22 protein-coding genes and 1 pseudogene are annotated in these 25804 nt (G+C 73.8%); 11 read left to right on the top strand and 12 right to left on the bottom strand.

Annotation, left to right across the window (positions count from 1 at the left end; all coding sequences use genetic code 11):
• The first annotated feature begins 35 nt into the window (after positions 1-35).
• Positions 36-4709, top strand: a complete 4674-nt coding sequence (locus BUE44_RS16965) for a DNA repair ATPase (protein ID WP_073499185.1) — start codon at positions 36-38, stop codon at positions 4707-4709.
• Between the two features lie 299 nt (positions 4710-5008).
• On the opposite strand, the gene BUE44_RS16960 is transcribed toward BUE44_RS16965, so the two are convergent.
• Both BUE44_RS16960 and BUE44_RS16955 read right to left on the bottom strand, forming a co-directional pair.
• Entirely contained in the window at positions 5009-5605 is a 597-nt protein-coding gene (locus BUE44_RS16960; protein ID WP_073499183.1) for a phosphatase PAP2 family protein, read from the bottom strand.
• Positions 5602-6267, bottom strand: coding sequence for a DedA family protein (locus BUE44_RS16955; protein ID WP_073499181.1), 666 nt, complete (start codon positions 6265-6267; stop codon positions 5602-5604). The genes BUE44_RS16960 and BUE44_RS16955 overlap by 4 nt, the downstream gene beginning before the upstream one ends.
• Positions 6268-6382: 115 nt before the next feature.
• Between BUE44_RS16955 and BUE44_RS16950 the strand changes: the two are divergent.
• From BUE44_RS16950 to BUE44_RS16930, 5 genes and pseudogenes are all read left to right on the top strand, one after another.
• A pseudogene (locus BUE44_RS16950) lies at positions 6383-6760 on the top strand (BlaI/MecI/CopY family transcriptional regulator); the annotation flags it as partial.
• A 146-nt stretch (positions 6761-6906) separates the two neighbouring features.
• Entirely contained in the window at positions 6907-7818 is a 912-nt protein-coding gene (locus BUE44_RS39270) for a M56 family metallopeptidase (protein ID WP_073499177.1), read from the top strand.
• A gap of 297 nt (positions 7819-8115) precedes the next feature.
• A complete protein-coding gene (locus BUE44_RS16940) occupies positions 8116-8535 on the top strand; it encodes a YciI family protein (protein ID WP_073499436.1) in 420 nt (139 codons plus the stop codon).
• Positions 8532-9677 (top strand): RNA polymerase sigma factor, encoded by a 1146-nt coding sequence (locus BUE44_RS16935; RefSeq protein WP_073499175.1) that lies wholly within the window; start codon positions 8532-8534, stop codon positions 9675-9677. The genes BUE44_RS16940 and BUE44_RS16935 overlap by 4 nt, the downstream gene beginning before the upstream one ends.
• 52 nt (positions 9678-9729) lie before the next feature.
• Positions 9730-10755, top strand: coding sequence for a DUF2786 domain-containing protein (locus BUE44_RS16930; protein ID WP_073499173.1), 1026 nt, complete (start codon positions 9730-9732; stop codon positions 10753-10755).
• A gap of 53 nt (positions 10756-10808) precedes the next feature.
• Here BUE44_RS16930 and BUE44_RS16925 read toward each other — a convergent pair whose 3' ends face one another.
• The 3 genes from BUE44_RS16925 to BUE44_RS16915 all read right to left on the bottom strand — a co-directional run bounded on the left by BUE44_RS16925 (position 10809) and on the right by BUE44_RS16915 (position 11818).
• On the bottom strand, positions 10809-10976 hold the full coding sequence (locus tag BUE44_RS16925) for a PIN domain-containing protein (RefSeq protein ID WP_200804444.1): 168 nt from the start codon (positions 10974-10976) through the stop codon (positions 10809-10811).
• A 43-nt stretch (positions 10977-11019) separates the two neighbouring features.
• The gene (locus BUE44_RS16920; RefSeq protein ID WP_073499169.1) at positions 11020-11241 is read right to left on the bottom strand and encodes a hypothetical protein; all 222 of its coding nucleotides are present in this window, start codon (positions 11239-11241) and stop codon (positions 11020-11022) included.
• 154 nt (positions 11242-11395) lie between these two features.
• The gene (locus BUE44_RS16915) at positions 11396-11818 is read right to left on the bottom strand and encodes an ATP-binding protein (protein ID WP_073499166.1); all 423 of its coding nucleotides are present in this window, start codon (positions 11816-11818) and stop codon (positions 11396-11398) included.
• Positions 11819-12043: 225 nt separating this feature from the next.
• On the opposite strand from BUE44_RS16915, the gene BUE44_RS16910 reads away from it, so the two are divergent.
• From BUE44_RS16910 to BUE44_RS16900, 3 genes are all read left to right on the top strand, one after another.
• A complete protein-coding gene (locus BUE44_RS16910; protein WP_073499164.1) occupies positions 12044-12883 on the top strand; it encodes a helix-turn-helix domain-containing protein in 840 nt (279 codons plus the stop codon).
• The gene (locus BUE44_RS16905) at positions 12859-13077 is read left to right on the top strand and encodes a DUF397 domain-containing protein (RefSeq protein ID WP_073499162.1); all 219 of its coding nucleotides are present in this window, start codon (positions 12859-12861) and stop codon (positions 13075-13077) included. Before BUE44_RS16910 ends, BUE44_RS16905 begins: the two co-directional genes overlap by 25 nt.
• Positions 13078-13156: 79 nt before the next feature.
• On the top strand, positions 13157-14218 hold the full coding sequence (locus BUE44_RS16900; RefSeq protein WP_073499160.1) for a YhgE/Pip domain-containing protein: 1062 nt from the start codon (positions 13157-13159) through the stop codon (positions 14216-14218).
• 83 nt (positions 14219-14301) lie between these two features.
• On the opposite strand, the gene BUE44_RS16895 is transcribed toward BUE44_RS16900, so the two are convergent.
• The 7 genes from BUE44_RS16895 to BUE44_RS16865 form a co-directional block, all read right to left on the bottom strand.
• Complete coding sequence (locus tag BUE44_RS16895) at positions 14302-15792, bottom strand: PKD domain-containing protein (RefSeq protein WP_073499158.1); 1491 nt, start codon at positions 15790-15792, stop codon at positions 14302-14304.
• A 330-nt stretch (positions 15793-16122) separates the two neighbouring features.
• Positions 16123-17169, bottom strand: a complete 1047-nt coding sequence (mreB, locus tag BUE44_RS16890; RefSeq protein ID WP_073499156.1) for a rod shape-determining protein — start codon at positions 17167-17169, stop codon at positions 16123-16125.
• The gene (locus tag BUE44_RS16885) at positions 17166-17633 is read right to left on the bottom strand and encodes a DUF7144 family membrane protein (protein WP_073499154.1); all 468 of its coding nucleotides are present in this window, start codon (positions 17631-17633) and stop codon (positions 17166-17168) included. The genes mreB and BUE44_RS16885 overlap by 4 nt, the downstream gene beginning before the upstream one ends.
• Before the next feature lie 280 nt (positions 17634-17913).
• Positions 17914-18129: a dodecin gene (locus tag BUE44_RS16880; protein ID WP_073499151.1), complete on the bottom strand. Its 216-nt coding sequence runs from the start codon at positions 18127-18129 to the stop codon at positions 17914-17916.
• A 141-nt stretch (positions 18130-18270) separates the two neighbouring features.
• Positions 18271-20046, bottom strand: a complete 1776-nt coding sequence (locus BUE44_RS37505) for an LppU/SCO3897 family protein (protein WP_073499148.1) — start codon at positions 20044-20046, stop codon at positions 18271-18273.
• A gap of 179 nt (positions 20047-20225) precedes the next feature.
• Positions 20226-21626, bottom strand: coding sequence for a glutamate decarboxylase (locus tag BUE44_RS16870; RefSeq protein ID WP_073499146.1), 1401 nt, complete (start codon positions 21624-21626; stop codon positions 20226-20228).
• A gap of 100 nt (positions 21627-21726) precedes the next feature.
• Entirely contained in the window at positions 21727-23115 is a 1389-nt protein-coding gene (locus tag BUE44_RS16865; RefSeq protein ID WP_073499143.1) for an ABC transporter ATP-binding protein, read from the bottom strand.
• 157 nt (positions 23116-23272) lie between these two features.
• On the opposite strand from BUE44_RS16865, the gene BUE44_RS16860 reads away from it, so the two are divergent.
• Together BUE44_RS16860 and BUE44_RS16855 are read left to right on the top strand one after the other, a co-directional pair.
• Entirely contained in the window at positions 23273-24007 is a 735-nt protein-coding gene (locus BUE44_RS16860) for a DedA family protein (protein ID WP_073499140.1), read from the top strand.
• A gap of 10 nt (positions 24008-24017) precedes the next feature.
• Positions 24018-25571: a threonine/serine exporter family protein gene (locus BUE44_RS16855; protein WP_073499138.1), complete on the top strand. Its 1554-nt coding sequence runs from the start codon at positions 24018-24020 to the stop codon at positions 25569-25571.
• Positions 25572-25804: the final 233 nt, after the last annotated feature.

Raw genomic sequence — 25804 nt, 5'->3', positions numbered from 1 at the left:
CGGGCGGTCAGGCCGGTGCCGGTGCCGGTGGCCGCGTGAACGGCGGGGACGGGCTCGACGCCGACGCCTACGACGTGCTGCGGGAGCGGTTGGCCGGCGCGGCACGGGAGTTGGCGGGTCGCGCCGAGGCGCTGAACACCGCGCGGCAGGACGTCTTCGGCGCAGGCGAGCTGCGGCTCGCAGGAACCGAGCGGATCGGGACCGTACGGGCGTCGCTGCCCGCGGACGTCGCTCCGGTCGGCGGGCGGCTGCTGTTCGCCGCGAACCCGGCGCAGGTCGAGGACGTCGCCGACGTCCTCCGGCTGCGGGACGCCGACGAGCCGGTGCCCGGCCTGCTGGACGACCCGCGGTTCGTGCGGGACTTCCGGGAGCTGTACCGCTACTACCGGCAGACCCGGCTGCTGCGGCTGCGCGCCCTCGACGGCCGGCTGCTCGCCGTCTTCCGCACCGGACCCTCCCCCGCCGACGTCAAGGCGCTCGGCTGGCGGGTCGGGACGGACGGCGGCTACACCTACCAGGGCACCGCCCGGGACACCGCGGAGGCGGACGGCGGGGCCTACGCCGTGGCCTGGACGCCGGCCGGGCGCGAGGCCCACGTGCCCGGGCGCCGCCCGCACCTGGCCTTCGGCGGCGTCACCCTCGACACGACCGGCGGCACCCTGGCCATCACCGTCGGCGACACCGTCCACGAGGAGCCGGTCGAGGACGCGTTGCAGTCGCTCGCCGACGCCGAGGTCGAACACGCCACGGTGGAGCCGCTGCTGCTGCTCCGGGTGCGCCCCTACCACGAGGAAGCCGACCGCTACTTCGCCGTCAACACCCGTACCGAGCAGGTCGAGCGGCTCGACGCGATCGGCCAGGCGTGCCTGCGGCTGCCCGACGAGCAGGGCGTCGTCTTCCCCGGCGGCTACGCGCTCGCCACCGGCGGCACCCGCACCTTCGACCTCGAAACCGGCGGGGTGCGGCTGGACTTCGAGCGGCTCGTGCGGTCCGCGAACGGCGAGGACGTGCTCTACGTCTTCCACGCCGAGGGCCGCAGGCTGCTTTTGCCGTACAACCTCATCCGCAAGGAGGTCGCCGCGCCGCTCACCGTGCAGGGCTGCGCCCTCTACGACGACGGCACGCTGCTCACGCTGCGCCCGGCCGACGGCGACGAACCGGGCCGCGTGCACACGCTCCAGCGCTGGGAGACCCCTTTCGTCTCCGACACCTGGGCCGCCGCCCAGCCCGCCGGCGACGGCCCGCTGGCCAGGATCGGCAACGCCGACCTGGTCCGCGCCGTCTCCGACGCGCTGTCGGTGGCCCGCGCGGCCCTGGAGACCGCGCCGGGCGCCGCCGTCTACGAGGCGCTCGCCGCCTCCTGTGACCGGGTGCTCGACCGCCACCACTGGCTGGCCGACCCCGGCAGCGGCGACCTCGCGGCGCCGCTGCACCTCGTACGCGACACCGCCCGCGACGTGCTGGCCGAATACGCCCGGGTCCGCGAGGCCACCGCCCGCGCCGCCCAGGCCGTCGAGGAGACCGCGGCCCGTATCGCCGGGCTCGTCCGCCGGGTACGCGGCGAGGCCACGGCGAGCGCCGCCGAATGGGTCACCCGGCTCACCGAACTACGCCACGCGCAGGGCCGGTTGGCGACCCTGCGCGAACTGCGGTATGCCGACCTCGACCGGCTCGACTCCCTCGGGGCCTCCCTGGCAGCAGAGTTGGCGGCAGCCGCCACCAAGGCCGCCGACTGCTTCGCCGACGAGCACGCCTTCGACGGCTTCCGCGAGCGGTCCGCGGAACTGGCCTCCTCCGCCGCCGCGTTGCAGACCGCGGCGGACGGCGACGCGGTGGCCGCCGGCCTGGACGAGTTGGCCGGCGGCCTCGCCACCGTCACCGAGACGGCCGTCACCCTGGAGATCACCGACGCGACCGTACGCACCCGCATCCTCGCCTCGGCCGCCGACGTCCTCGGCGCGGTCAACCAGGCCCGCGCGGTGCTCGACGCGCGGCGGCGCGCCCTGCTCGCCGCCGAGTCCGCGGCCGAATTCGCCGCGGAGAGCGCCCTGCTGGCGCAGAGCGTCAGCGGCGCGCTGGCCGCCGCGGACACCCCGGAGGCGTGCGACCTGCACCTGGGCCGCCTGCTGGTCCAGGTCGAGAACCTCACCACCCGCTTCGCGACCGACCCCGACCGCCTCGCCGCCCTCGCCGAACGCCGCGACGAGATCCAGCAGGCCCTCACCGCCCGCAGGCAGTCCCTCGCCGACGACCGCGCCCGCCGCGCCGCCCGCCTGGCCGCCTCCGCCGACCGCATCCTCGACGGCATCCGCCGCCGCGCGGCCTCACTGACCTCGGCGGACGACGTCAACACGTACTTCGCCGCCGACCCGATGGCGGCGGAACACCGCCGCATCGCAGCGGAACTGCGCACGCTCGGCGACCCGGCCCGCGCCGCGGAACTGGCCGCGGCCCTCGCCGCCGCCCGCCAGGACACCGCCCGCACCCTCCGCGACCGCCAGGACCTCTACGAGGACGACGGCACCACGCTGCGCCTGGGCCGCCACCGCTTCCCGGTCAACACCCAGCCCTTCGAGCTGGCCCTCGTCCCCCACGGCGACGCCCTCGCCTTCACGATCACCGGCACGGACTACCTGGCGCCGGTGGGTGATCCGGACTTCGCGGCGACCCGCCGCTTCTGGACCCGCCCCCTGGTTTCCGAGACACCGGACCTCTACCGGTCGGAGTACCTGGCGGCGACCCTGCTCCTCGACACGATGCCGAGGTCGATACCGATGCCGGGCGCCCAGGCGGCCCCCGGGACCTCCGCGGATCTCGGGGAAGTGGTGCGGGAGGCCGCCGCCGGGCGGGTGGACGAGGGATATCAGCGCGGGGTGCACGACCACGACGCCGAGTTGCTGCTGCGCGCCCTCGCGGGGCTCGCCCCGGGCGCCGGGCTGTTGCGGTATCCGCCGGGGGTGCGGGCGGCCGCGCAGCTGTTCTGGACGCACGGGACCGACCCGGCCGGGCGCGCGGGCTGGGCGACCAGGGCGCGGTCGCTCACGCGCGCGGCGGCCTTCGGCGCGGCCCTGCCCGCCGGTTCCGGTGCGGCAGGGGCCGGCGCCGGGCTGCCGACCGGTACGGCGCTGGACGCGCTGGGCGCGGAGATCGGGGGCGCCGCGGCGGACTTCCTGCGGGCCGCCGGGCTCGGCGGGGTCGCATTCGGGGAGGGGCTCGTCGGGGAGTACCTGGTGGCCGAACTCGCCGCCGAGCAGCCCGGCTTCGTGGCCGGGCAGGCCGCCGGGGACGTCGGGTGGCGGTTCGCGGCGGCGCTCGGAGGGATCGAGGGGGTGCCGTACAAGGAGGTGCTCGGGGACCTGGACGCGCTCGGGGGGAACCTGGCCGCGCGATGGCAGCTGGCGCTGGGGTGGCTCGGGCCGTTCGCCGGGGTGCACGGGGACCACCTGGAGGCGGCGGCCGCGCTGGTGTGCGGCGCGGACGCCGTACGCTATGCGGCCGGCGGGCCGGCCGAGGTGACCGTCGACGGCCTGCTCGGCGCGCATCCGCGGGTCGCGCGGGGCCGGTTGACCGTCCGGCTGGACGATCTGCTCACCCGGGTACGGCGCTTCCGCACCGACGAGGTGCCCGCCTACCGCGCGTACCAGCGCCACCGCACCGCCGTCGTCGCCGCCGAGGGCGAACGGCTCGGCCTCGCCGCGTACCGCCCGCGCCCGCTCACCGGCTTCGTGCGCAACCGGCTGCTGGACGAGGTCTACCTCCCGCTGGTCGGCGACAGCCTCGCCAAGCAGTTCGGCACCGCCGGCGGCCTGCTGATGCTGCTGTCGCCGCCCGGGTACGGCAAGACGACGCTGGTCGAATACGTCGCCGCCCGCCTCGGGCTCGCCCTGGTCACCGTCTCGGGCCCGGCGCTCGGCACCGGCACGACCTCGCTCGACCCGGAGCGCGCCCCGGACGCCACCGCCCGGCGCGAGGTCGAGAAGCTCGACTTCGCGCTGTCGCTCGGCTCCAACGTCCTGCTGCACCTGGACGACATCCAGCACACCTCGCCCGAACTGCTCCAGAAGTTCATCCCGTTGTGCGACGCGCAGCGCCGCATCGAGGGCGCGGGCGGCACGTACGCGCTGCGCGGGAAGCGGTTCGCCGTCTGCATGTCCGGCAACCCCTACACCGAGTCCGGGCGGCTCTTCCGCGTGCCCGACATGCTCGCCAACCGCGCCGACGTCTGGAACCTGGGCGACGTCCTGACCGGCCGCGAGGACGTCTTCGCGCTGAGCTACGTCGAGAACGCGCTCACCGCGAACCCGGTGCTGGCCCCCCTCGCGGGCCGGGAACGCGCCGACCTGGAGCTGCTGCTCCGCCTCGCCGCCGGCGACCCGACGGCCCGCGCGGACGCGCTCACGTACCCCTACGAGCCGGGCGAGTCGGCCGCGATCGTGGCGGTGCTGCGGCAGGCGCTGCACGTGCGGGGCGTGCTGCTCGCCGTCAACGCGGCCTATATCGCGGCCGCTTCCGAGGGGGGCGAGCCGTTCCTGCTCCAGGGGTCCTACCGCGACATGGCCCGCCTGACCGGCCGCCTCCACCCGTCACTGACGCCCGCGGACGTCGACGCGCTGATCACCGACCACTACCGCGCCGAGGCCCACACCCTCGCCTCCGGCGCGGGCGCCGCACTCCACCGCCTCGCCGCCCTCCGCGCCACCCTCGGGTAGGCGCGGGGGGACCCGCGCGACGCCCCGGCTTCACGTGACCCACCCCCGGCGACCACCGGGCGGTCGTCCGCCCGAGGGACCCTCATGGCATGGCCGTTTCGGGGCCCGGTGACCTCGCAGGTCCGGTCGGGCGCGTGGGAGTCGTCCGCCGACGCCGCCGAAGTGCTGCCCGTGAAGGCCGCCGGCGGCTCCGGCGGACCCGCCTTGCTGAGCAGGCGCGGCCCGCCGAGCGGACACGGCTCACGCGGACGCGGCCCACCGAGCCGGCACAGCTCCGGGGGGCCGCCACCCCCCGGCCCTCACGCTGTCGTGGCGCTGCTCACCAGCGCCCTGAATTTCGTCTCGCGCAGGCGCACCACCACCGGTGCGGCCCGCCGCGAGGCGAGCGCCAGCGGCCAGGCGACGAGGGCGCCGAGCACCAGTGCGACCAGCACGTCGTGCGGGTAGTGCACCCCGATCCACACCCGGGAGATCCCCATGAGCAGCGCGAGCGGCAGGGCGTAGAGACCGGTACGCCGCGAGGCCAGCAGCAGCGCGACCGCCGCGGCCGCGGCGATGGCGGAGTGGTTGCTCGGGAAGGCGTAGTCGCCCAGCGGTGGGCACGCCTCGACGGTCACCGTGTGCAGCGTCCGGCACGGCCGCTGCTCGGCGAAGGCCGACTTCACGACGTCGTTGACGAGGTAGACGGCGACGACGATGAGCGGTACGCACAGCGCCGCGGCCATCCGCGCGGCGTCCGCGGACCGGGCCCGCCACCACACCGCGAGCATCATGACGGCGAAGACGCCGAGCCCGTAGTCGCTGAAGAAGCGGACGGCGTCGTCGAGGGGCTGCGGGGTGCGCTGGGCGAGGTCGGTGACCCAGCGGTAGAGGCCCGCGTCGAACTGCGAGGTCACATGCCCTCCGGGGAGTCGGCGGCCGAGGCGCGGCGGCGGCTGCGTACGACTTCGAGGGCCAGCGGGGCCAGCGACACCACGATGATGACGGCGACGATCGGCAGCAGGTACGTGTCGACGTGCGGGATGGACGAGCCGAGGCCGTAGCCGGCCAGGACGAGCCCGACGCTCCACACGGTACCGCCGGCGATCTGCCACAGGGCGAAGGTGCGCGCGGGCACGCCGAGCGCGCCGGCCAGCGGGTTCAGCACGGTGCGGACCACGGGGACGAAGCGGGCCAGGACGACGGCCTTGGCGTGGCCGTACCGTTCCAGCAGCTCGGCGGCGCGTTCCGTGCCCTGGTGGATCTTTTTGCTCCTGGTTCTGGCCAGCAGGGCGGGGCCGCCGCGCCGCCCGATGACGTAACCGGTCTGCGCCCCGAGCAGCGCGCCGGCGACCGAGGCGACGAGCACCTGCCACAGCGAGAGATGCACCACATCGGAGGCGCCGGACACGCTGAGCAGGCCCGCGGTGAACAGCAGGGAGTCGCCGGGCAGGAAGAAGCCGATGAGCAGGCCGGTTTCGGCGAACATGATGACGGCGATGCCGACGGCTCCGAAGGAGGACAGCAACGAGGTCGCGTCGAGTACGTTCACGGCCTCGTTCAGGACGGGCAGGGGCATGGCGGTGGGGCCCTCCCATAATGGGTCCGGGGGGAGCGCGGTGCGGCACTCCTCCGACTACAGTCATGTAGTCGGTCTACGAACTGTAGACGAACGAGCGGGAAGGAGCGATTCCATGCAGGATGCCGATGCGTCGGCCCGCCGCCCTTCGGGTGAGCTGGAAGCGAGCGTGCTCGCCGCGCTCTGGGCGGCGGACGGACGAGCGCTCACCCCCGCCGACGTCCAGCGGGACCTGGTCGCCGCCCTCGGCGCCGACCTCGCACGCACCACGGTCACCACGATCCTCGCCCGCCTTTACGACAAGGGTTCCGTGAGCCGCACCCGCGCCGGCCGCGGCTACGCCTACCTCCCCGCCCAGGACCCGCCCGGTCTCGCCGCCCGCCGCATGCGCACGGAGCTGGACAAATCGGCGGACGGCCTGCGCGGCAGGGTCCTGGCCCGCTTCGTCTCCGAGCTGGACCCGGACGACGAGCGGCTGCTGCGGCAGCTGCTCGCGCAGGTGCCGGGGGAGGAGGAGCCGGGCGGCTCCTCCTCCCTGCCTGCCGCGGCGGACGCCGCCGGCGCGGACGCCGGTGCGCGGGTCGATCGCGCGGTCGGCGGTGGGGATGCCGGTGCCGCCCGCCCCGGAGGTGAGGGCTCGTGATCTACGCGGTGTGGGTCCCGCTCCTCCTCCCCCTCTTTGCCGCACCCGCCGCGAAGCACCTCGCCGAGGCGCTGGCGCCGCGCGCCGCGGCCTGGCTGCTGGCCGGCTCCGCGGTCGCGCTGGCCGCGTGCAGCACGGCCGCGCTGGCGCTGCTCGCCGGGGCCGGCGCGCTGCGGCTGCCCCCGGTGGCCGCGCTCGGCGACCTCGTCCTGCCGATCGTCGGCGACCAGGTCACGGTGCCGGCCGCCTGCGTCGCCGCGGTGCTGCTGGCCGCGGTCGGCGCCGCCCTGCTGCGTACGTCACGCCAGCGCGTCGTGCTCGCCGCCCGCGCCCGCCGCGCCGCCGCCGCCTCAGGAGCTGCGGCCGGCGACCTCACCGTCCTGGACGACGAGGGGCCCGACGCGTACGCCCTCCCCGGGCGGCCCGGGCGGATCGTCGTCACCACCGGGATGCTCAGGGCGCTCGACCCGGCCGAACGCGAGGTGCTGCTCGCCCACGAGCGCGCCCACCTCACCGGCCGCCACCACCTCTTCCTCACCGCCCTCGCCCTGTCCTGCGCCGCCCACCCGGCCCTGCGGATTCTGCGAGCCCCGCTCTCCTACGCCCTCGAACGCTGCGCCGACGAGTCCGCCGCCAGCGCGGTCGGCGACCGCCGCGTGGCCGCCCGCGCGATCGGCCGCGCGGCCCTGGCGGCCCGCCCGACGACCCCCCGCCCCCTCGCGGCCCTCTCCGCGACCACCGGCCCGGTCCCCCGCCGCGTAGCGGCCCTCCTCACCCGCCCCCACCCCTCCCGCGCCCCCCGCGCAGTAGCCGTCGCCCTGGCCTGCTGCCTGACCCTCTCCGCCGGCTGCGCCCTAGATGCCGCCGACGACTTCCACGGCTCCATCGAATCGGCCCAATCCGAATAGCCCCCCGCGGGGCGCGGGGAACCGCGCGCCCAGCCATGCCACAAGGGGCTGCCCGCTCCCAGGACGGCGGCTTATAGGGGCGCGAGGAACCGCGCGCCCAGCCCCGACGCCGGCGCGGTCCGCCACGGCCCCCAGGTGGCTCCCCGTCCCGCATCGCCCCCCGGACCGGGGGCCGCCCCCCGCCCGGCGGCGGGAAAAAGATTTTTCGCGCCGCGATGTCGAGAAGCGGCGCCCGGCTCCGTCCCCGGGATGAACGCGGCCACAATGGGCCGCAAGCGCACCGAGGAGAGAACCACGATGGCCAAGTACCTGCTGCTGAAGCACTACCGAGGCGCCCCGTCCGCGGTCAACGACGTCCCCATGGACCAGTGGACGCAGGAGGAGATCACCGCGCACATCGCGTACATGAACGACTTCGCGGGCCGCCTGGAGAAGACCGGCGAGTACGTCGACGGGCAGGCGCTGTCCCCGGAGGGGACGTTCGTGCGGTACGACGGCGAGGGCCGCCCCCCGGTCACCGACGGGCCGTTCGCGGAGAGCAAGGACCTCATCGCCGGCTGGATGGTGATCGACGTGGACACGTACGAGCGTGCCGTCGAGCTGGCCGGCGAGCTGTCGGCCGCCCCGGGGGCGGGCGGGAAGCCGATCCACGAGTGGCTGGAGCTGCGCCCGTTCCTGACCGCGTCGCACAACGTCACGGAGTGCCACCACCCGTGAACGAGGTCCTCCTCAGGAGCCTCACGCCGAGCGTGCTCGGCATCCTCGTCCGCCGCGGAGCCGACTTCGCGGCGGCCGAGGACGCCGTCCAGGACGCCCTGGTGGAGGCGATACGCGTGTGGCCCGCGGAGCCCCCGCGCGACCCGAAGGGCTGGCTGGTCACCGTGGCCTGGCGGCGCTTCCTCGACGCCGCGCGGGCGGACACGGCCCGCCGCCGGCGCGAGGACCGCGTCGAGGAGGAGCCGCCGCCCGGCCCGGCGCCCTCCGTGGACGACACGCTCCAGCTCTACTTCCTGTGCGCCCACCCCTCGCTGACGCCGTCGTCGGCGGTCGCGCTCACGCTGCGCGCCGTCGGCGGGCTGACCACCCGCCAGATCGCCCAGGCGTACCTCGTACCCGAGGCGACCATGGCGCAGCGCATCAGCCGCGCGAAGCGCACCGTCTCGGGCGTGCGGTTCGACCAGCCCGGCGACGTCGCCACCGTGCTGCGCGTCCTCTACCTGGTCTTCAACGAGGGCTACTCCGGCGACGTCGACCTCGCCGCCGAGGCGATCCGGCTGACCCGCCGGCTCTTCGCGGCGATCGACCATCCCGAGGTGGCGGGCCTGCTCGCCCTCATGCTGCTCCACCACGCCCGCCACGCCACCCGCACCGCACCGGACGGCAGCCTCGTACCGCTGGCGGAGCAGGACCGCGGCCGGTGGGACACCGGGATGATCACCGAGGGCGTATCGGTCCTCCAGACGGCCCTCGCCCGCGACCGGCTGGGCGAATACCAGGCCCAGGCCGCCATCGCGGCGCTGCACGCGGACGCGCTCACCGCGGCGGAGACCGACTGGGTGCAGATCGTGGAGTGGTACGACGAGCTGGTACGCCTCACCGACAGCCCGGTGGTCCGGCTCAACCGGGCGGTGGCCGTCGGCGAGGCGGACGGGCCGCGCGCGGGTCTCGCGGCCCTCGCGGCCGTTCCGGAGTCGGTCCCGCGCCGCACGGCGGCAGCCGCGTATCTCCACGAGCGGGCCGGCGACCTGTCGACGGCCGCCGGCTTGTACGTGGAGGCGGCCCACAAGGCCCCGAGCCTGGCCGAACGCACCCACCTGACCCGCCAGGCGGTCCGGCTGAACACCCGGGACCGCGCGTAGGCATCTCCCGGGCGCGGGCGAGCGTGCGCGTCCCGCCAGGGACAATGGCGGGGTGGAAGACACTTTCGCCGCCGCCCTGGCCCGCGCCACCCGAGGCGGCACCGACGACGTGGACGCCGCCGCGTCCGTGCTCGCCGCCGAGGCGGACTGGGACGCGGTGGCGCGGAGCGCCGCGGACGACGTCGTACGGGACTGCGCCCGGCGCGGCTGGCAGCCGCAGGACCTGCTGCGGATGGCCGGCCGGGAGCTGGAGCCGCCGCACCAGCGGCTGGCGGCGGCGCTGCCCGAGCCGGGCCTCGGCGCCTTCGCCCGCACCGAGCGGCTGGACCGCTTCTCGGCGGCGACGGCGTACGTCGAACTCCTCCGGCTGTACGCCCGCCTCCCGGCGATCCCCGCCCTGGCCGTCGAGGCCGGGGAAGAGGCCGCGCCCCCGAAGATGCTCGCGCGTATCCGGGCCCTGCTGGCGAAGGCGGAGTCGACCGGCTACCCGGAGGAGGCCGAGGCCCTGTCGGCGAAGGCCCAGCATCTGATGGCCCGGCACAGCATCGACGCGGCCCTGCTCGCCGCGTCCCACGACACCCGGGCCACCGCCGGGGCCCGCCGCATCGGCGTCGACCGCCCGTACGAGGGCGCGAAGGCCCTCCTCCTGGACGCCGTCGCGGCCGCGAACCGCTGCCAGTCCGTCTGGTCCTCCGAACTGGGCTTCTCGACCGTCGTCGGCCACGCCCCCGACCTCGACGCGGTCGAACTGCTCTACACCTCGCTGCTCGTCCAGGCCGACCGCGCCCTCCACGGCGGCCGCACTTCCCGCTCCCGCGACTTCCGCGAGTCCTTCCTGATCGCCTACGCCTCCCGCATCCGCGCCCGCCTCCTGACGGCCACCGCGGAGGAGGAGTCCGAGACACCCGACCTCCTCCCGGCCCTGACCTCCCGCGCCCTGGCGGTCGAGGACACCACCCGCCGCCTCTTCCCCACCACGACCACCTCCCGCCTCCGCGCCCGCGACGCCGACGGCTGGCACCACGGCGAGTCCGCGGCCGACACGGCCCACCTGCGGGGCGCCCGACATCGACCATGAACGCGCCACAGGGCGGCCTGCGGTGCCGGTGGTGGGACGGCCGGCGGCTGGGCCTACCGAAGCAGGGTGAAGGAGAGGGGCGCCTTGGGGCGGACGACGCTGAAGTGGCGGCGGTCGAGGGTGGCGATCCCGTCCGCTCCGAGTCGTTCGGCGATCGCGAAGACAGAGGCGTCGACCGCACCGAGCGGGAAGTCGGCGTATTTCTCGACCAGCTCGACCATGCGCTCGATGTCCTGGGCGGCCAGGGGGATCAGGCTGATCTAATCACTCGGTCTCGCGCCCCAGCTCGGCACGCAGGATGTCGCCGGAGCGGGCGCCCAGGTCACCCTTGCCGCTGGACAGTGCGCCGACGAAGTCGGGCAGGGGCCACTCCTGCCCGCCGTCCTCGGCCGGGGTGCTCTCCCGCACGAGGGCCAGTATCGGCGCGACCTGCGACTCCGGTAGCCGATCGATCAGCTCGTGCAACTCTTCACGCAAGGTGCTCATGCCGCCAGGATAAGGACAACCCGCACGGCGCGGGAGTCGAACGAGGACGGACCGCCGTCACACATGTGTCCGGTCCCTGGCCGGCGGCGGCTCTTCCTCCACCCCGGTCCCGGGGACTCGGTCCGGGTGCGGACTACGCATGTAGGCGGGGAAGTCAGGCGGCGGGGTGGGTGCAGAGGGCCCAGACGATTTTGCCGGGGCCGTCGCGGTCGGTGACGCCCCATTGGTGGGTGGTCAGGGCGTCCACCAGGGTCAGGCCGCGGCCGCGTTCGGCGGTGGTGGGGGCGTCGGTGGGGGTGGGGGCGCCCTCCTCGACGTTCACGGAGTCGTGGACCTCGATGCGTACGCCGCCGGGGGTGGGGAGGATGCTCACGCCCGTGCGGCGGCCGGGGGCGGTGGCGTGCTGAGCGGCGTTCGTCATCAGCTCGGTCAGTACGAGACCTGCCGTAGGGGCCAGGTCAGCGAGGTCCCACTCGGCCAGTTGGCGTTCCAGGGAGTGGCGGGCCTGGTGGACGCCGCGGGGGGTGGCGGGCCACAGGATCTGGGCGGGGAGGTAGGGGGAGGTCGTGGTCGCCATCGGCAAAGCCACCTCTGTACGTGATCGGATTCTGACGTTCTGTAGGCAAGGGTGGGGGCCGCCGCCTACGATCGCCAGGGGTGGGGCATTGCCCCCTCCGACCGGCACAAGGTCGTGCCGCCGACGCGTGCCCGTCACGCTCCGCACGCAGGCGGCCGCGGCTGTCGCCGGGTCCGCCGGGCCATTGCCCGGACGCCAGGCAAGGAAAGTGGGTGCGTACTTCGCATGAACGGCAACGGGGATGACGGGCCGTCGGCTCGCGCGACCTTCCGCAACGAGCTGCTCCGGCAACGGGAACACAACGGGTGGACCCTCGCCGAGCTGTCCGAGCGGACCCGATACGACGGCTCGTATCTGCAACGGCTGGAGAAAGGCGGCCGGTTGGGCTCGGTCGACGCGGCCCGCGTGCTCGACCGGACCTACGGCACCGGAGAACTTCTCCACAGCCTGTGGAGATTGGCCAAGCGGGAGGCGGGCGCGAGCCGTTTCGAGGGGTTCAGCGAAGTGGAGGCGGAAGCCACCGGCATCCACGAGTTCAGTGTGAGTACGGTGCCGGGGTTGCTGCAGACCCCCGGGTACGCGGAGGCTCTGCTGCGGATGGAAGGGCCAGTGAGCGAGGAAGTTCTGGCGCAACAGGTCCAGGCCCGCATAGCGCGGCAGGACCGGCTCACCGGGTCCAAGGCGCTGCAATACCGGGGGCTACTCGATGAGTCGGCGATCCGGCGGCCGGTTGCCGACCGTCAAGTGTGGGCCGACCAGTTGGAGCGGCTCGTCCAAGCCGCCCACGAGCCCAACATCTCTTTGCAGATCGTGCCGTTCGGGATCGGCCCCCATCCCCTGGTCATGAGTTCGGTACAGCTTCTGTGGCTTCCCAGCGGGCGCACGGTCGCGTACATCGAAGGCAGTTGGAGCGGCCAACTGGTCCAGGAAATCGAGGACGTGGAGCGGCTGCGCTTGGCCTACGATCTCCTGAGGGATTCCGCACTTTCGACCGCCAAGTCTCTCGCACTGTTGCGAACCATGCTGGAGGACCACACGTCATGCCGAACTCCGCACCAGACCTGAGCACCGCCGCATGGCGTAAGTCGTCGTACAGCGGCGGTACGAACCCCGACAGCTGCATCGAGGTCGCGGACGGCTACCCGGGCGTGGTGCCCGTGCGGGACTCCAAGGACCCCCAGGGCCCGGCCCTGGTCTTCCCGGCCGCGGCCTGGGCCGCCTTCGTCGCCGACGTGCGGGCGGACCGCTTCCCGCTCTGACCGGGTGGCAGACGGGTTCTGGTACCCGCAGGTGCTTCTATGGTCACTCAGCGCTGCCGAGTAACCGCGTGGAGTCACCATGGCCGAACCGTCGACCCCTGCTGGATTCCGGCCGTCGAGGGGATTCCGGCGGGAGTTCAGGGACGCGGTGACGCCGCGGGCCTCGATCCTGATGCTCGGGGTGCTGATTCTCGAACTGGCCTTCGTCGTCTCCTACATCGGGGCCTTCCACTCGCCGAAGCCGAGCCGCATCCCGCTGGCCGTGGTGGCTCCGGCGCAGCCGCAGGCAAGGGCGGCGGTGGTCGGGAAGCTGAACGGCCTGCCGGGCAGGCCCCTGTCGGCCAGGCCGGCGGACAGCCTGAGCCAGGCGCGGGGCATGGTGCTGGACCGCAGCGTCCAGGCGGCGCTGGTGGTCGGCCCGGCTCGCGGGCCCGACCGGTTGCTGGTGGCGTCGGCCGGGGGGCCCGCGGGAGTGCAGTCCCTCCAGTCGGTCTTCCATAAGGTGAACGGGCCGGGGCGGGCGCTGACGGTCGTCGACCTGCGGCCGCCCAACCCCGCGGACGGGCGCGGGCTGAGCAGCTTCTACCTGGTGGTGGGCGTGATCGTCGGCGGGTACCTGGCGTCCGCCGCGCTGGCGATGTCCTACGGGGCGCGGCCCGCGAACCCGCACCGTACGGCCATCCGGCTCGGGGCGCTGGCGGTGCTGTCCGTGCTGTCCGGGCTCGGTGGGGCGATCGTCGCCGACTCCGTGTTCGGGGCGCTGACCGGGCACTTCTGGTCGCTCTGGTGGATCGCCGCGCTGATCACCTTCGCGACCGCGGCGGCCGGGATGGCCTTCCAGGTGCTGCTCGGGTCGGCCGGTATCGCCGTCTCCGTGCTGATCTTCGTGGTGCTGGGGAATCCGAGCGCTGGCGGGGTGTACCCGGCGTCGCTGCTGCCGCCGTTCTGGCGTGACCTCGGACCCGCGCTGCCGAACGGCGCCGGGGTGACGCTGGTGCGCAACTACTCCTACTTCGGCGGTCACGACACCGCCACCGCGTGGTGGGTGCTGTCCGCGTGGGCGGTGGGCGGGGTGCTGGTCGGCTTCGCGGCGTCGCTGCTCGGGAAACGGCGGGCCGCGCGGGCGGACGGCACGACCTGACGGGTGCCGGGGGCGGGACGCCGACCCGGGCCGCGTCTCGGCACCGAGGCCGCGGCGGCGGCCCCGGCGCCGGTCCCGGGCAATCAGTCGATCTGCTGCGGGATGAACAGGTCGTAGTAGCCGATGACGTCGACGACGACGTGCGCGCTGCCGGAGCTGTTGAGGTGCAGCCTCACGTTGCCCCCGTTGGTGTTGGCGACGGCGACGGTGTTCGAGATGGTCTGGCCCTTCGTCCAGTTCAGGAGTGAGGCCTTGAGCAAGCTGTCACCCCAGTACCCGTCGTAGGGGACCAGGACGCCGGAGGCGGTCGGCTGGGTGATCGTGATGTGCAGCAGCACGCCGTTCGACGTCCGGCCGCCCATCGAGTCGGCGAAGTCGAAGCGCAGGTTGATGTCGCCCTTCGCCGGGATCGGCCCGGTGGAGGCCGTGCCGGTGGCGTTGCGGGTGTCCAGGATCCGCTGCGCGCCGCCGTAGCGGAAGGAGGAGGTGACGTCGGGTGAGAAGTAGCCGTTGTAGTCGGCGATCAGGTGCACCGGGCCGGAGCTGTTGTTGTAGAAGGTGATCTTCCGGTCGGGTGCGGCCAGCGTCATCAGGTTGGCGACGGTCTGGCCCGCGGCCCAGTTGAGGTGCGACACCGCGGGGCGCGGCTGTCCCGCCGGGTACGCCGTCAGGACACCGGGGGCGGTGGATCCGGTGGCCGTGACGTTGAGGATGACGGCCGCCGGGTGCTGCGCCGCCGTGGGCGGCACGGTGACGGTGACGGTGCCGTGGGCGGGGACCGCGGTGGTGGTCGGCACCCCGATCCGGGCGCGGGTGTCCAGGATGCGCTGGGACTCCTGGACGCTGTTGAAGTAGCCGTGGGCGTCGCTGAAGTAGCCCTCCAGGTCGGCGATCACGTGGACGCTGCCGAGGGAGATGTCGGTGATCATGATCTTCCCGTCGTGCACCGGCACGGTCACCTGGCCGGCCAGCGTCTGCCCGGCCGCCCAGTTCACGGACGACGAGCCGTTGCCGAAGTTGTACGGCTCGACGGCGAGGTAGCCGGCGCGGGTACCGCCGGTCACCGTGACGTTCAGCACCACCGAGGTGACCCGGGTGGCGGGGACCTGGCCGATGCCGGTCACCGGCAGGATGACGGTGGTGCCCGACAGGGGCGCCTTCCCCGGCACGCCGATCGCCGCGCGGGTGTCGAGGATGCGGACGGGGTTCACCGGGTTGTACCCGGAGCCGACCCAGATCTTGCTGTCGGCCACATGAGCCGGCGCGCTCGGCCCCGCCGCGGTGGTCGCGGTCAGGGAGGGGTCGTACTGACCGGGCTCCGCGTACACGTGCTCCACCGTGTCCGAGGTCGTCACCAGCGGCGCGGTGCCGTCACCGAAGTCGTAGGTGTACGAGTACGGCGCGGTGAGCGTCCCCTCGGACGCGCTGAACGTGATGTCCAGCGGTGTCGTGCCGGAGGTCGGACGGGCGCCGAGCGTCGTGTACCAGGTCGCCTCGTGGGCGGCCGCGGTGCCCGCGGACAGCGTCGATGCCGCGGCCAGCGCCGCGACGACGAGCAGATGTCTGAGTCGCATGGTTCCCCCAGGAAGCCGACACGCGTCATGGCCTTCTTCCCCGGCCGCTGCTACGCGTGGTGGGTGGGCATCGCGTGTCCGCCGGAAGGCGGGCGCTGTCCCGCCCGTTGGACCCGCGACCCCGCCCGAGGGTTGTGCTGCGTCGGCGGCCACCTCCGGCACCTGCGCCGAGAGGGGAGGCCTGCGGGAGGGTACGGCCGCCTCGGACGCGGGCGCCGCCCTCGGCGTGGGAGCTACGGGGCTGCTCCACGCCACAGCGGTCGGCAGGCCCCCGCGACATGCCGAGGGCGGTCCGGCCGGTGGCTCGGACCGCCCTCGGGTGGCGGGGCGTCAGACCGTCAGGGTCTCCAGGAGGGCCGGGCGGACGCGGCCCTCGATCATCGCGCCCAGGCCCTGGACGGCCACGATGTCGGGGCGGTCGGCGACGTGGACGGGCATGCCGGTGGCCTGGCGGAGCATCAGGTCGAGGCCGGGCATCAGCGCGCTGCCGCCGGCCAGCATGATGCCGCGGTCGCCGAGGTCGGCGACCAGGTCGGGCGGGCAGTGGCGCAGGACGCCGGTGATGGCGTCGACGACCGCGGTCAACGGGGTTCGCATGGCGTGGCGTACGCCCTCGGTCTCGACCATGACCGAGCGGGCCATACCGCTGACCACGTCCCGGCCGTGCACCTCGGTGGTGGGGGTGCCGCCGGTGGCGGGGGCGCCGAGCATCTGGTGCAGGGGGCGTACGGACTGGCTGGGCAGCATCAGCTCGTGCGCGTTGCGCAGGTGCTGCACGACCGCGCGGTCGATGGCGTCGCCGCCGACCGGCACGGTCTCCGCCGACACGATCGAGCCGAGCGAGAGGACCGCGACCTGGGTGGTGCCCGCGCCGCACACCACGATCATGGTGGCCTCGGGGTGCTCCACCGGCAGCCCGCAGCCGACCGCCGCGGCGATCAGCGTGTCGACCAGCTCGACCCGGCGCGCGCCGAGCCCGTACATCGTCTCGATGGCGGCCCTGCGGGCGATCGGCTCGCTGCCGTGCGGGGTGCACACCGCGGCCCGCATCATCGGCATCCGCAGCCTGCGGCGGCCGAGCTTGTCGCCGAGGATGTGCCGCAGCATCCGCTGGGCCATGGCGATGTCGACCACCGCGCCGCCGGCGACCGGGCGGGAGACCCTGATGTGCTCGGGAGTGCGGCCGGCCATCTGCTCCGCGTTGGCGCCGACCGCGATGAGCGCGCCGGTGCGGATGTCGATCGCGGCGACGCTCGGCTCGTCGGCGACCAGGCCGCTGCCGCGCAGGTAGACCCGGGTGCGTGCGGCGCCCAGGTCGACGGCGACGGTGCAGCGGCGCAGCTGGACGAGCGCGGGGTTGGAGGGGACACCGATCATCGGACGCCCCCGGACTGGTGGCCGTGCCTGTGGTAGGTGGCCAGCGACCAGATGATGAAGACGTAGATCCCGATCATGATCAGCGACCAGGCGGGCTGGTAGGGCAGGAACATGAAGTTCGCCAGCAGGGCCAGCGAGGCGATGGCGATCCCCGCGAAGCGCGACCAGGCCGAGCCCCGGAGCAGGCCGAGGCCGACGAGGACGGCGATGACGCCGAGGACCAGGTGGATCCAGCCCCACGACGTGACGTTGAACTTGTAGACGTAGTCGCCCCGGGTGACGACGTAGACCGAGTCCTTGGCGATGCCGACGATGCCTTCCAGAATCGCCATGATGCCCGCGACCAGCAGCAGCACTCCCGCGAAGACCGTACCGCCGGCCGCCCACGCGCTGCGGTCGTCGTCGCGGTGCGGTGTGCGCGGGGCGCCGGGAGGCGGTTGCGCGGAGGGCGTGGATTGGCTCATGACGGCTCCCGAGTCCGAAGCGGACGGCGGGAACGGTCCGCGGCGCCCGATACGGCCGCGAGGCTTCACCGGGACGAACGCCGCGAATCCACACGAACCCGCCTTGACTACAACATGATGGGACGACCAGTCGGATAATGCGAGTAAGACTGGGCCGTACGGGAGTGCGCCATGCGGGGGTTTCGCGCGGAAGGGCGAACGCCGAGGACGGAGACGCGGCCTCCGGCTGCGGTGGCTGCCGTGTCTGCTCCGGCTGCTCCGGTTACTCCGGCTGCTCCGGTTACTCCGGCTCCTCCAGGCGGAAGCCGAGCTTCAGGCCGACCTGGTAGTGCTCGATCTCGCCGTCGACGATGTGCCCGCGCACCTGCGTCACCTCGAACCAGTCGAGGCCGCGCAGCGTCTGCGAGGCGCGCCGGATGCCGTTGCGCACGGCGGCGTCCACGCCTTCCGGCGAGGTGCCGACGATCTCCGTCACCCGATAGGTGTGCTCGGCCATGGCGGACTGCCCTTCACTGGGGGTCGGGGTGCCCTTCCACGGTGCCCCAGCCCGGCCGGAACCGCACGACGACCGCGGGCGCCCGCCGGGCGGCCGGACGGCGCTCGCGGTCCGCGCGGACGGGGCCCGGGGCCTCGGCTCTCAGCGCCTGCGGTAGCAGAGGGTGTACGCCAGCTGGGGGTAGTGGTCCGGCTTCCAGGTGGTCCACGCGTCGTTCCCGCAGAAGGTGCCGTCGTTGTACTTGGGGGTGCGGCCGGTGACGATGACGTTGGCCTTGGCGCAGGCGGCCGCGTGCAGGGAGGGCTGGGTGGCCGTACCGCTGAAGTGCATGCACTGGTTCAGGACGGCGTGGCCCGCGTCGTCCGGGTAGATCATCGACAGGCAGAGCGTGACGTCGAGGTCGGACCGGCCGCTCACCCCGAAGTGCTCCGCCCAGTCGTTGTTCCGCAGGCCCTTGCAGCGGCTGCCGTCGGTCGTGCCGGTGATCCGCTTCTGCACGGTGAAGGCGCCGTCCTGGCAGGCCAGCTCGTCCCAGTCGCTGGTGGCGGTGGTGCCGTAGACGCAGTCGCCGGCGACCGCGTGGTAGGCGGTGCCGTTCTCGTACTGGTAGCTGAGGCAGAGGACCAGGTCCTGGGCCGGGTAGGACACGTTCCAGGAGTCCTGGGGGACGCTGTCGCAGCCGTGCGTGTCAGTGGTGGCGTGCAGGACCTGGACGACCTTGAAGGTCTGCGGCCGGCAGGCGGCGGGCGCCAGCTCGGCGGACCGCGCCGTCCCGGTGCCGGTGAAGCAGTCGCCGGTCTGCGCGGTCGCGATCGGGTCCTCGGGGGTGGGGGAGTCGGAGGGGGCGGCGTCCGACGGGCCGTTGCCGTCGTCGCCCGGGGTGGCGCCCTCGTCGGCCGGGAGGTCACCGGGCAGGTCGCCGGGCAGGTCGGACAGGCCCGGGATTCCGGTCGCCGTCGCGCCCGCGGGCGGATGCGTCGCCAAGGAGTCGTCGTGCGAGCTGCCCGCGGTCAGCACCAGCGCGGCGATGACGGCGAGCCCGACCGCCGTGGCCAGGACGGACGCGGGGATCTCGCGCCACCACGGCCGCGGCGCGGGCGCCGCGAGCGGCGGCACGGCAAGCGGCGGGGGCGCGAGCGGCGGGGCGGCACCGGGCGGCATGGCGAGCGGCGGGGCGGCCCCCGGCGGCATGGCGAGCGGCGGGGCGGCCCCCGGCGGCACGGTACCCGGCGGGGCGGTGCCGAGCCGGGCGGCCAGGTCGTGGACGGTCGGCCGGGCGGCGGGGCGCGCGGCCAGGCAGTCGGTGATGAGCCGCGCCAGGACGGGGTCGCCGACCGGCAGCGGACCCTGCCAGGCGCCCGGCGGGCGGCCCGTGGCGGCGAAGTGCAGGACGGCACCGACCGTGTGGACGGCGTCCGGGTCAGGGCCCGCGCCCCGCACGACGTGCGCGATGCCGAAGGGGGCCAGCCGCGGCCCCTCGGGCGCCATGATCACGGCGGACGGGTCGAGGCCGGTCAGGAGGACGCCGGCCGCCTGCGCGCCGGCGAGCGCGCCGGTCAGCGCCACCGCCAGGTCGCGCAGCAGATGCGCCGGCAGCGGCCCGCTGCCGGCGACGCCTCCCGCCAGCGTCGTCGCGTCGGGCCCCGGCGAGGCCAGCCAGGGCGCCGCGCTCTCGGTGTCCGCGTCGACGGGCAGGACGTAGGGCCCGGCGACACGGCGGGCGTCGTCCACGTCGCGCCGGAAGCGGGCGCGGGCCCGCGAGTCGGCCGCGAGCCGCGGGTGCAGCAGGGTGACGGTGACCGTGGCGCCGCCCGGGTGGCGGCCCGCGTAGGCCTGCCCCAGCTCGCTCGCGCCGAGCCTGCCCACCAGCTGGTATGGGCCGACCTGTGCCGGGTCGCCCGCCGTCAGCGGTTCCATGTCGCAACTCCCCCGTTCCGTAGCGCGCGTTGCCGCCCGAGGCGCGCTACCGCGACCGGCTGCCTGATCGCCGGTCAGCCGACTGAGGGGACACTGTGGCACTCGCCGTACGCGGGGGCGCCACCGGGGCGCTGGCGGCGAGTGGCGGGCGAGCGGTGGGCGGGCGGCGGGGCGGCGGCTCAGTGGTGGAAGGCGGTCGCCTTCGATTCCGGCCGGTTCAGCGGGTGCGACTGGCGGTGCAGCTCGGGCAGCAGCGCGTTCAGGTCGCCCATCAGCAGGTCGGCCAGGTCCTCCGAGAAGCCGTTGCGGCACACCACCCGCAGCACCGCCAGGTCCTCCCGGTCGGCCGGGAAGGTGTAGGCGGGCACCAGCCAGCCGTGCTCGCGCAGCCGCCGGGACACGTCGAAGACGTCGAAGGACGTCACGTCGGCGGCGGTGGTGACCGCGAAGACCGGCAACTGGTCGCCGCGGCTGATCAGCCGGAATTCGTCCAGCGCCGCGAAGCGCTCGGCGAGCGACATCGCCACGTCGCGGCTGGTCTGCTGCACCGCCCGGTAGCCCTCCCTGCCCAGCCGCAGGAAGGTGTAGTACTGCGCCACCACCTGCGCGCCCGGGCGGGAGAAGTTCAGCGCGAAGGTCGGCATGTCGCCGCCCAGGTAGTTCACCCGGAAGACCAGCTCCTCGGGCAGCGCCTCGGCGTTCCGCCACAGCGCCCAGCCGACGCCCGGGTAGACCAGGCCGTATTTGTGCCCCGAGGTGTTGATCGAGGCGACCCGCGGCAGGCGGAAGTCCCACTCCAGGTCCTCGTCGAGGAAGGGCGCGATCATGCCCCCGGAGGCGCCGTCGACATGCACCGGGATGGGCGTACCGGTGCGCTCCTCGTACGCGTCCAGCGCCGCGCAGATCTCCGCGACCGGCTCGTAGGAACCGTCGAAGGTCGAGCCGAGTACCGCGACCACCCCGATGGTGTTCTCGTCGCACAGTGCCAGCGCCGCGTCCGCGTCCAGGTGCAGCCGGTCCCCGCTCATCGGCGCGAGCCGGGCCTCGACCTCCCAGAACGTGCAGAATTTCTCCCAGCACACCTGCACGTTCGCGCCCATCACCAGATTGGGCCGGGCCGTCGTCGGGTATTCCTTGGTGCGCTTCATCCAGCGCCGCTTCAGCGCCATCCCGGCGAGCATGCACGCCTCGGACGACCCGGTGGTCGAGCACCCGACGACCGCGCCGGGCTCCGGCGCGTTCCACAGGTCGGCGAGGATCGCCACGCAGCGCCGCTCCAGCTCGGCCGTTCGTGGGTATTCGTCCTTGTCGATCATGTTCTTGTCCCTGCACTCCGCCATCAGGATGTCCGCCTGCGGTTCCATCCAGGTGGTGACGAAGGTGGCCAGGTTCAGCCGCGAATTGCCGTCGAGCATCAGCTCGTCGTGCACGAGCTGGTACGCGGCGTGCGGCGTCATCGGCCCGTCCGGCAGCCGGTGCTTCGGCGGGGCCACGGCCATCCCGCCGACCGGGTCGGCCTCCCCGAAGAACGGGTTCACCGCGATCGCCCGCGGACTTCCTGAGCCTTTGTGCAGTGACATGCCGTCACGATATGTCCGCACGTGCGGCTTCGCCGGTAAGGCGGGTGCGACGAGCCCACCGCCGGGGAAACACCGCCCGGCGGTGGGCCGCGGCCGCCGGTTACTCCAGGAGCGGCTGCTGCGCCGGCGCCGGACAGATGCGCCGGCCCTCGTGGTCGAAGACGTAGAGGTGCGCGAGATCGACCAGCAGGGGGACGCGGTCCCCGCGGCGTACCCGGATGTCCGGCCCGGTGCGGACCACCAGGTCGCCGGTCTGGGTCTCGGGCGTCGTGGGCCGGTCCATGACCGAGACGGGCGACTGCCGTGGCTTGGGCGGCACCCCGTCGCCTGACGGCGCGGCGCCCTCGCGGTCCATCATGCTGGCCTGGATGCGCCGTGCGGCCTTCTGCGCGAGCTTGCCGAGGCCGACGCCGCCGTTGGCGCCCCGGCGGGAGCTGTTCTTCGCCGCGGGCGCGGGGCGCGGCGCCTCCAGCTCGGGGACCACCGCGGGACGCGACCCGGTGTTGAGGTGGACCAGCGACTCGTGGCCCTGGTACTCGATGTGCTCCACGATGCCGCTGAGCACCACCTCGCCGGCGTGCGCCTGGCTGGGCTGGGCGATGCGCACCGCCTCCGAGCGCAGCCCGACGATGATCCGCCGGCCCTGCTGGATGCGCAGCATCTGGTGGTCGTAGTTCAGCGGCTCCGGCAGCCCGAGCCGCTGCCGGCCGAAGTCGATCCACATGCCGCCGGTGAGCGGGGCGATGACGGTGGCCTGGAGCAGGTTGATCCGCGGGGTGCCCACGAAGGCGGCGACGAAGACGTTCTCCGGCAGGTGGTACGCCTCACGGGGGGTGCTGAGCTGCTGCAGCACACCGCTGCGCATGATCGCGACCCGGTCGCCCAGCGACATGGCCTCGGCCTGGTCGTGGGTGACGTAGACGGTGGTGACGCCCATGCCGTGGGTGAGCCGGGCGATCTCGGCGCGCAGGTGGGCGCGCAGCTTGGCGTCGAGGTTGGACAGCGGCTCGTCCATCAGGAAGACCGACGGGTGCCGGGAGATGGCGCGGCCCATGGCGACGCGCTGGCGCTCACCGCCGGAGAGCTGCCCCGGGTAGCGGTCGAGGATCTCCTCGATGCCGAGGATGCGTGCGGTCTCGTCGACCCGCGGCCCGTGCTCCTCGCCCGGCATCTCGAAGCGCAGCGGGAACCCGATGTTCTCCCGGCTGGTCATGCTCGGGTACAGGGCGAAGTTCTGGAAGACCATGGCCATCCGGCGGTCGCCCGGCGCGAGGTCGTTGGAGTACTCGCCGTCGAGCAGCAGCTCGCCCGTGGTGATGTCCTCCAGGCCGGCGATCATCCGCAGGACGGTCGACTTTCCGCAGCCGGAGGGCCCGAGCAGCACCAGGAACTCCCCTGGCGCGATGTCCAGCGAGAACCTGTCCACGGCAGGCGACGGCTGCTTCGGGTAGTACTTGGAAACTTCGTGCAAGGTGATGGCGCGAGTCATAACGGGAGCCGCCAGGTGGTTCGGACGCAGTGACGGGGCACGTGGGGGGATGACTTTCCGGACATGCGGTGGTGCACGGGTGACACTGCGGAGAAGGTAGTCCCTACTGGCAGGTTGCGGAACGTTTGTATCAACACTCCATTGATACTTTTGGATCGTGACGAACATCGCGCTCGGTCCGAGCTGGCTCTCTCCCGACCATCTGATCAACACCTACGGCCTGTGGGGCGTACTGCTGATCGTGTTCGCGGAGTGCGGGCTGCTGATCGGATTCTTCCTGCCAGGGGACTCGCTCCTGTTCACCACCGGCCTGCTGGTCGCCGGCGGGACCCTTGACCGGCCGCTGTGGATGGTCGCCCCGCTGATCGCACTCGCCTCGGTGGTGGGCCAGCAGGTCGGATATCTGTTCGGCCGCAAGGTCGGCCCCACGCTCTTCAGCCGCCCCGACTCCCGGCTGTTCAAGCGGGAGAACGTCGAGAAGGCGCACGGCTTTTTCGAGCACCACGGGCCCAAAGCCATCGTGATGGCCTGTTTCGTACCGGTGGTGAGAACGTTCACCCCGATCGTCGCAGGCGTCAGCCGAATGAACTACCGCACCTTTGTCACCTTCAATCTCATCGGCGGCACCCTGTGGGGAGCCGGTGTCACCCTGCTGGGTTACTGGCTCGGCCAGATCCAATTCGTCAAGGACAACATCGAGGCGATCCTCGTCCTGGTGGTGCTGGTGTCCGTGGTGCCGCTGATCGTCGAGTACCTGCGCTCGCGCAAAGGGAAGGCGGCGCCCGCCCAGGTGACGGACGTGCCGGCGGCCCACGAGGCCGGCGGTGCGGAGGCGCCCGAGGCCGCCGGGACGCCGCGCACCAGCGGCCGGCACCGCGCGCAGAAGAACTGAGGCCGGGCGGGTGACGGGCGGCGGCCCAGGGGCGGGGGAGGAGCGCGAACCGTCCAACGGGCGGCCGTCCGCCATGCCGCCGCCCGTGCCGTCCACCGTGCCGCCGGGCCCCGCGGCCGGGTCGGCCTTCACGCCGCCCGAGGGCATCCCGGTCATCACACTGCCGCCCGGCGACGCCCGCTGGCAGGACCGGATGCGCACCTTCGTCCGGCTGTCGGTGACCGAGCGGCCCGGGCCCGAGGTGGCCATGGCCGGCCCCGAAGGCGGGCACACCGTCTCGGTGCCCCGGGTGCTCGACCTGACCCTGCGGATCGGCGAGCTGCTGCTGGCCGGCGGCGAGGGCGCGGAGGACGTCGAGGCGGCGATGCTCGGCGTCGGCTACGCGTACGGCCTGGCCAGGGTGGAGCCCAATGTCACCTTCACCCTGCTGGGCATCTCCCACCAGCCCTCGCTGACCGACCCGCCGCTGACCATGACCCGCACGGTGCGGCGCCGTGGCACCGACTACACGCGGCTCGCCGCGGTCTACCGCCTCGTGGACGACATCACCGCCGGCGAGGTGACCCTGGAGGACGCCTACCGCCGCCTCGCCGACATCCGGCGCAACCGGCACCCCTACGGCAGCTGGCTGCTCACCGGCGCCGCCGGGCTGCTCGCCGGGGCGGCCAGCCTGCTGGTCGGCGGCAACCTGATCATCTTCCTGGCCGCGGGCCTCGCCGCGATGCTCGGCGACCGCCTCGCCTGGCTCCTGGCCGGGCGCGGAATCCCGGAGTTCTACCAGTTCGCGGGGGCCGCGATGCCCGCCGCCGCGATGGGCGTCCTGGTCGACCGCGCCCACTGGATCCCCGGCGCCGCGGGCGTCCAGTCCTCCGCCGTCATCACCGGCGGCCTCTTCGCCCTCCTCCCCGGCCGGGCCCTGGTCGCCGCCGTCCAGGACGGCCTGACCGGCTTCTACATCACCGCGTCGGCGCGGCTCCTCGAAGTGATCTACCTTGTCGTCGGCATCGTCATCGGCGTGACCCTGATCCTCTACGCGGGGGTCAAACTCGGCGCCGACCTCAATCCCGACCAGGCGATCCGGGCGTACGACCACCCGTGGGTGCAGCTGGTCGCCGCGATGGTCCTGACCCTGGCCTTCGCCGTGCTGCTCCAGTGCGAGCGGACGGTGCTCCTCCTCGCCACCCTCAACGGCGGCGTCGCCTGGACCGTCTTCGGCGTCCTGCACCAGCAGGCAGGCGGCAACCAGGTCGCCGCCACCGCGGCGGCCGCCGGCCTCGTGGGCCTCTTCGGCCAGCTCATGGCCCGCTACCGCTACGTGTCCGTCCTGCCGTACGTGACAGCGGCGATCGGCCCGCTGCTGCCCGGCTCCGCCACGTACTTCGGCCTGCTGGCCTTCACCCAGAACCACGCGTCCCAGGGCTTCACCCAACTCACCCGGGCCGCCGCCCTGGCCCTCGCCCTCGCCATCGGCGTCAACCTCGGCAACGAAATCGCCCGCCTCGCGCTCCCCACTCCCGGCCCGGCGACCCCTCGCCGCGCCGCCAAACGCACCCGCGGCTTCTAGGGCCTGCGCAGGACGGCGCCCCCAGGGGCGCGGGGAACTGCGCGCTCAGCCCACCACTGTCCGGCGGTCCGGGGCGGACCGAAGAGCCCCTTTCGGTCGGTGGCGACGTGCAGCCGGGTCGGCGGCTGGTCGCGCAGTTCCCCGCGCCCCTGTAGGGCGCCGTCTTGCGCAGGGGCCCGCCCCTAGGGGCGCGGGGAACTGCGCGCTCAGCCCACCACTGTCCGGCGGTCCGG

Origin of the sequence: Actinacidiphila paucisporea, from assembly GCF_900142575.1 — a bacterium.
GTDB lineage: Bacteria > Actinomycetota > Actinomycetes > Streptomycetales > Streptomycetaceae > Actinacidiphila > Actinacidiphila paucisporea.
The sequence above is the reverse complement of the archived record's forward strand: the minus strand, read 5'-3'. Positions and strand labels throughout refer to the sequence as shown.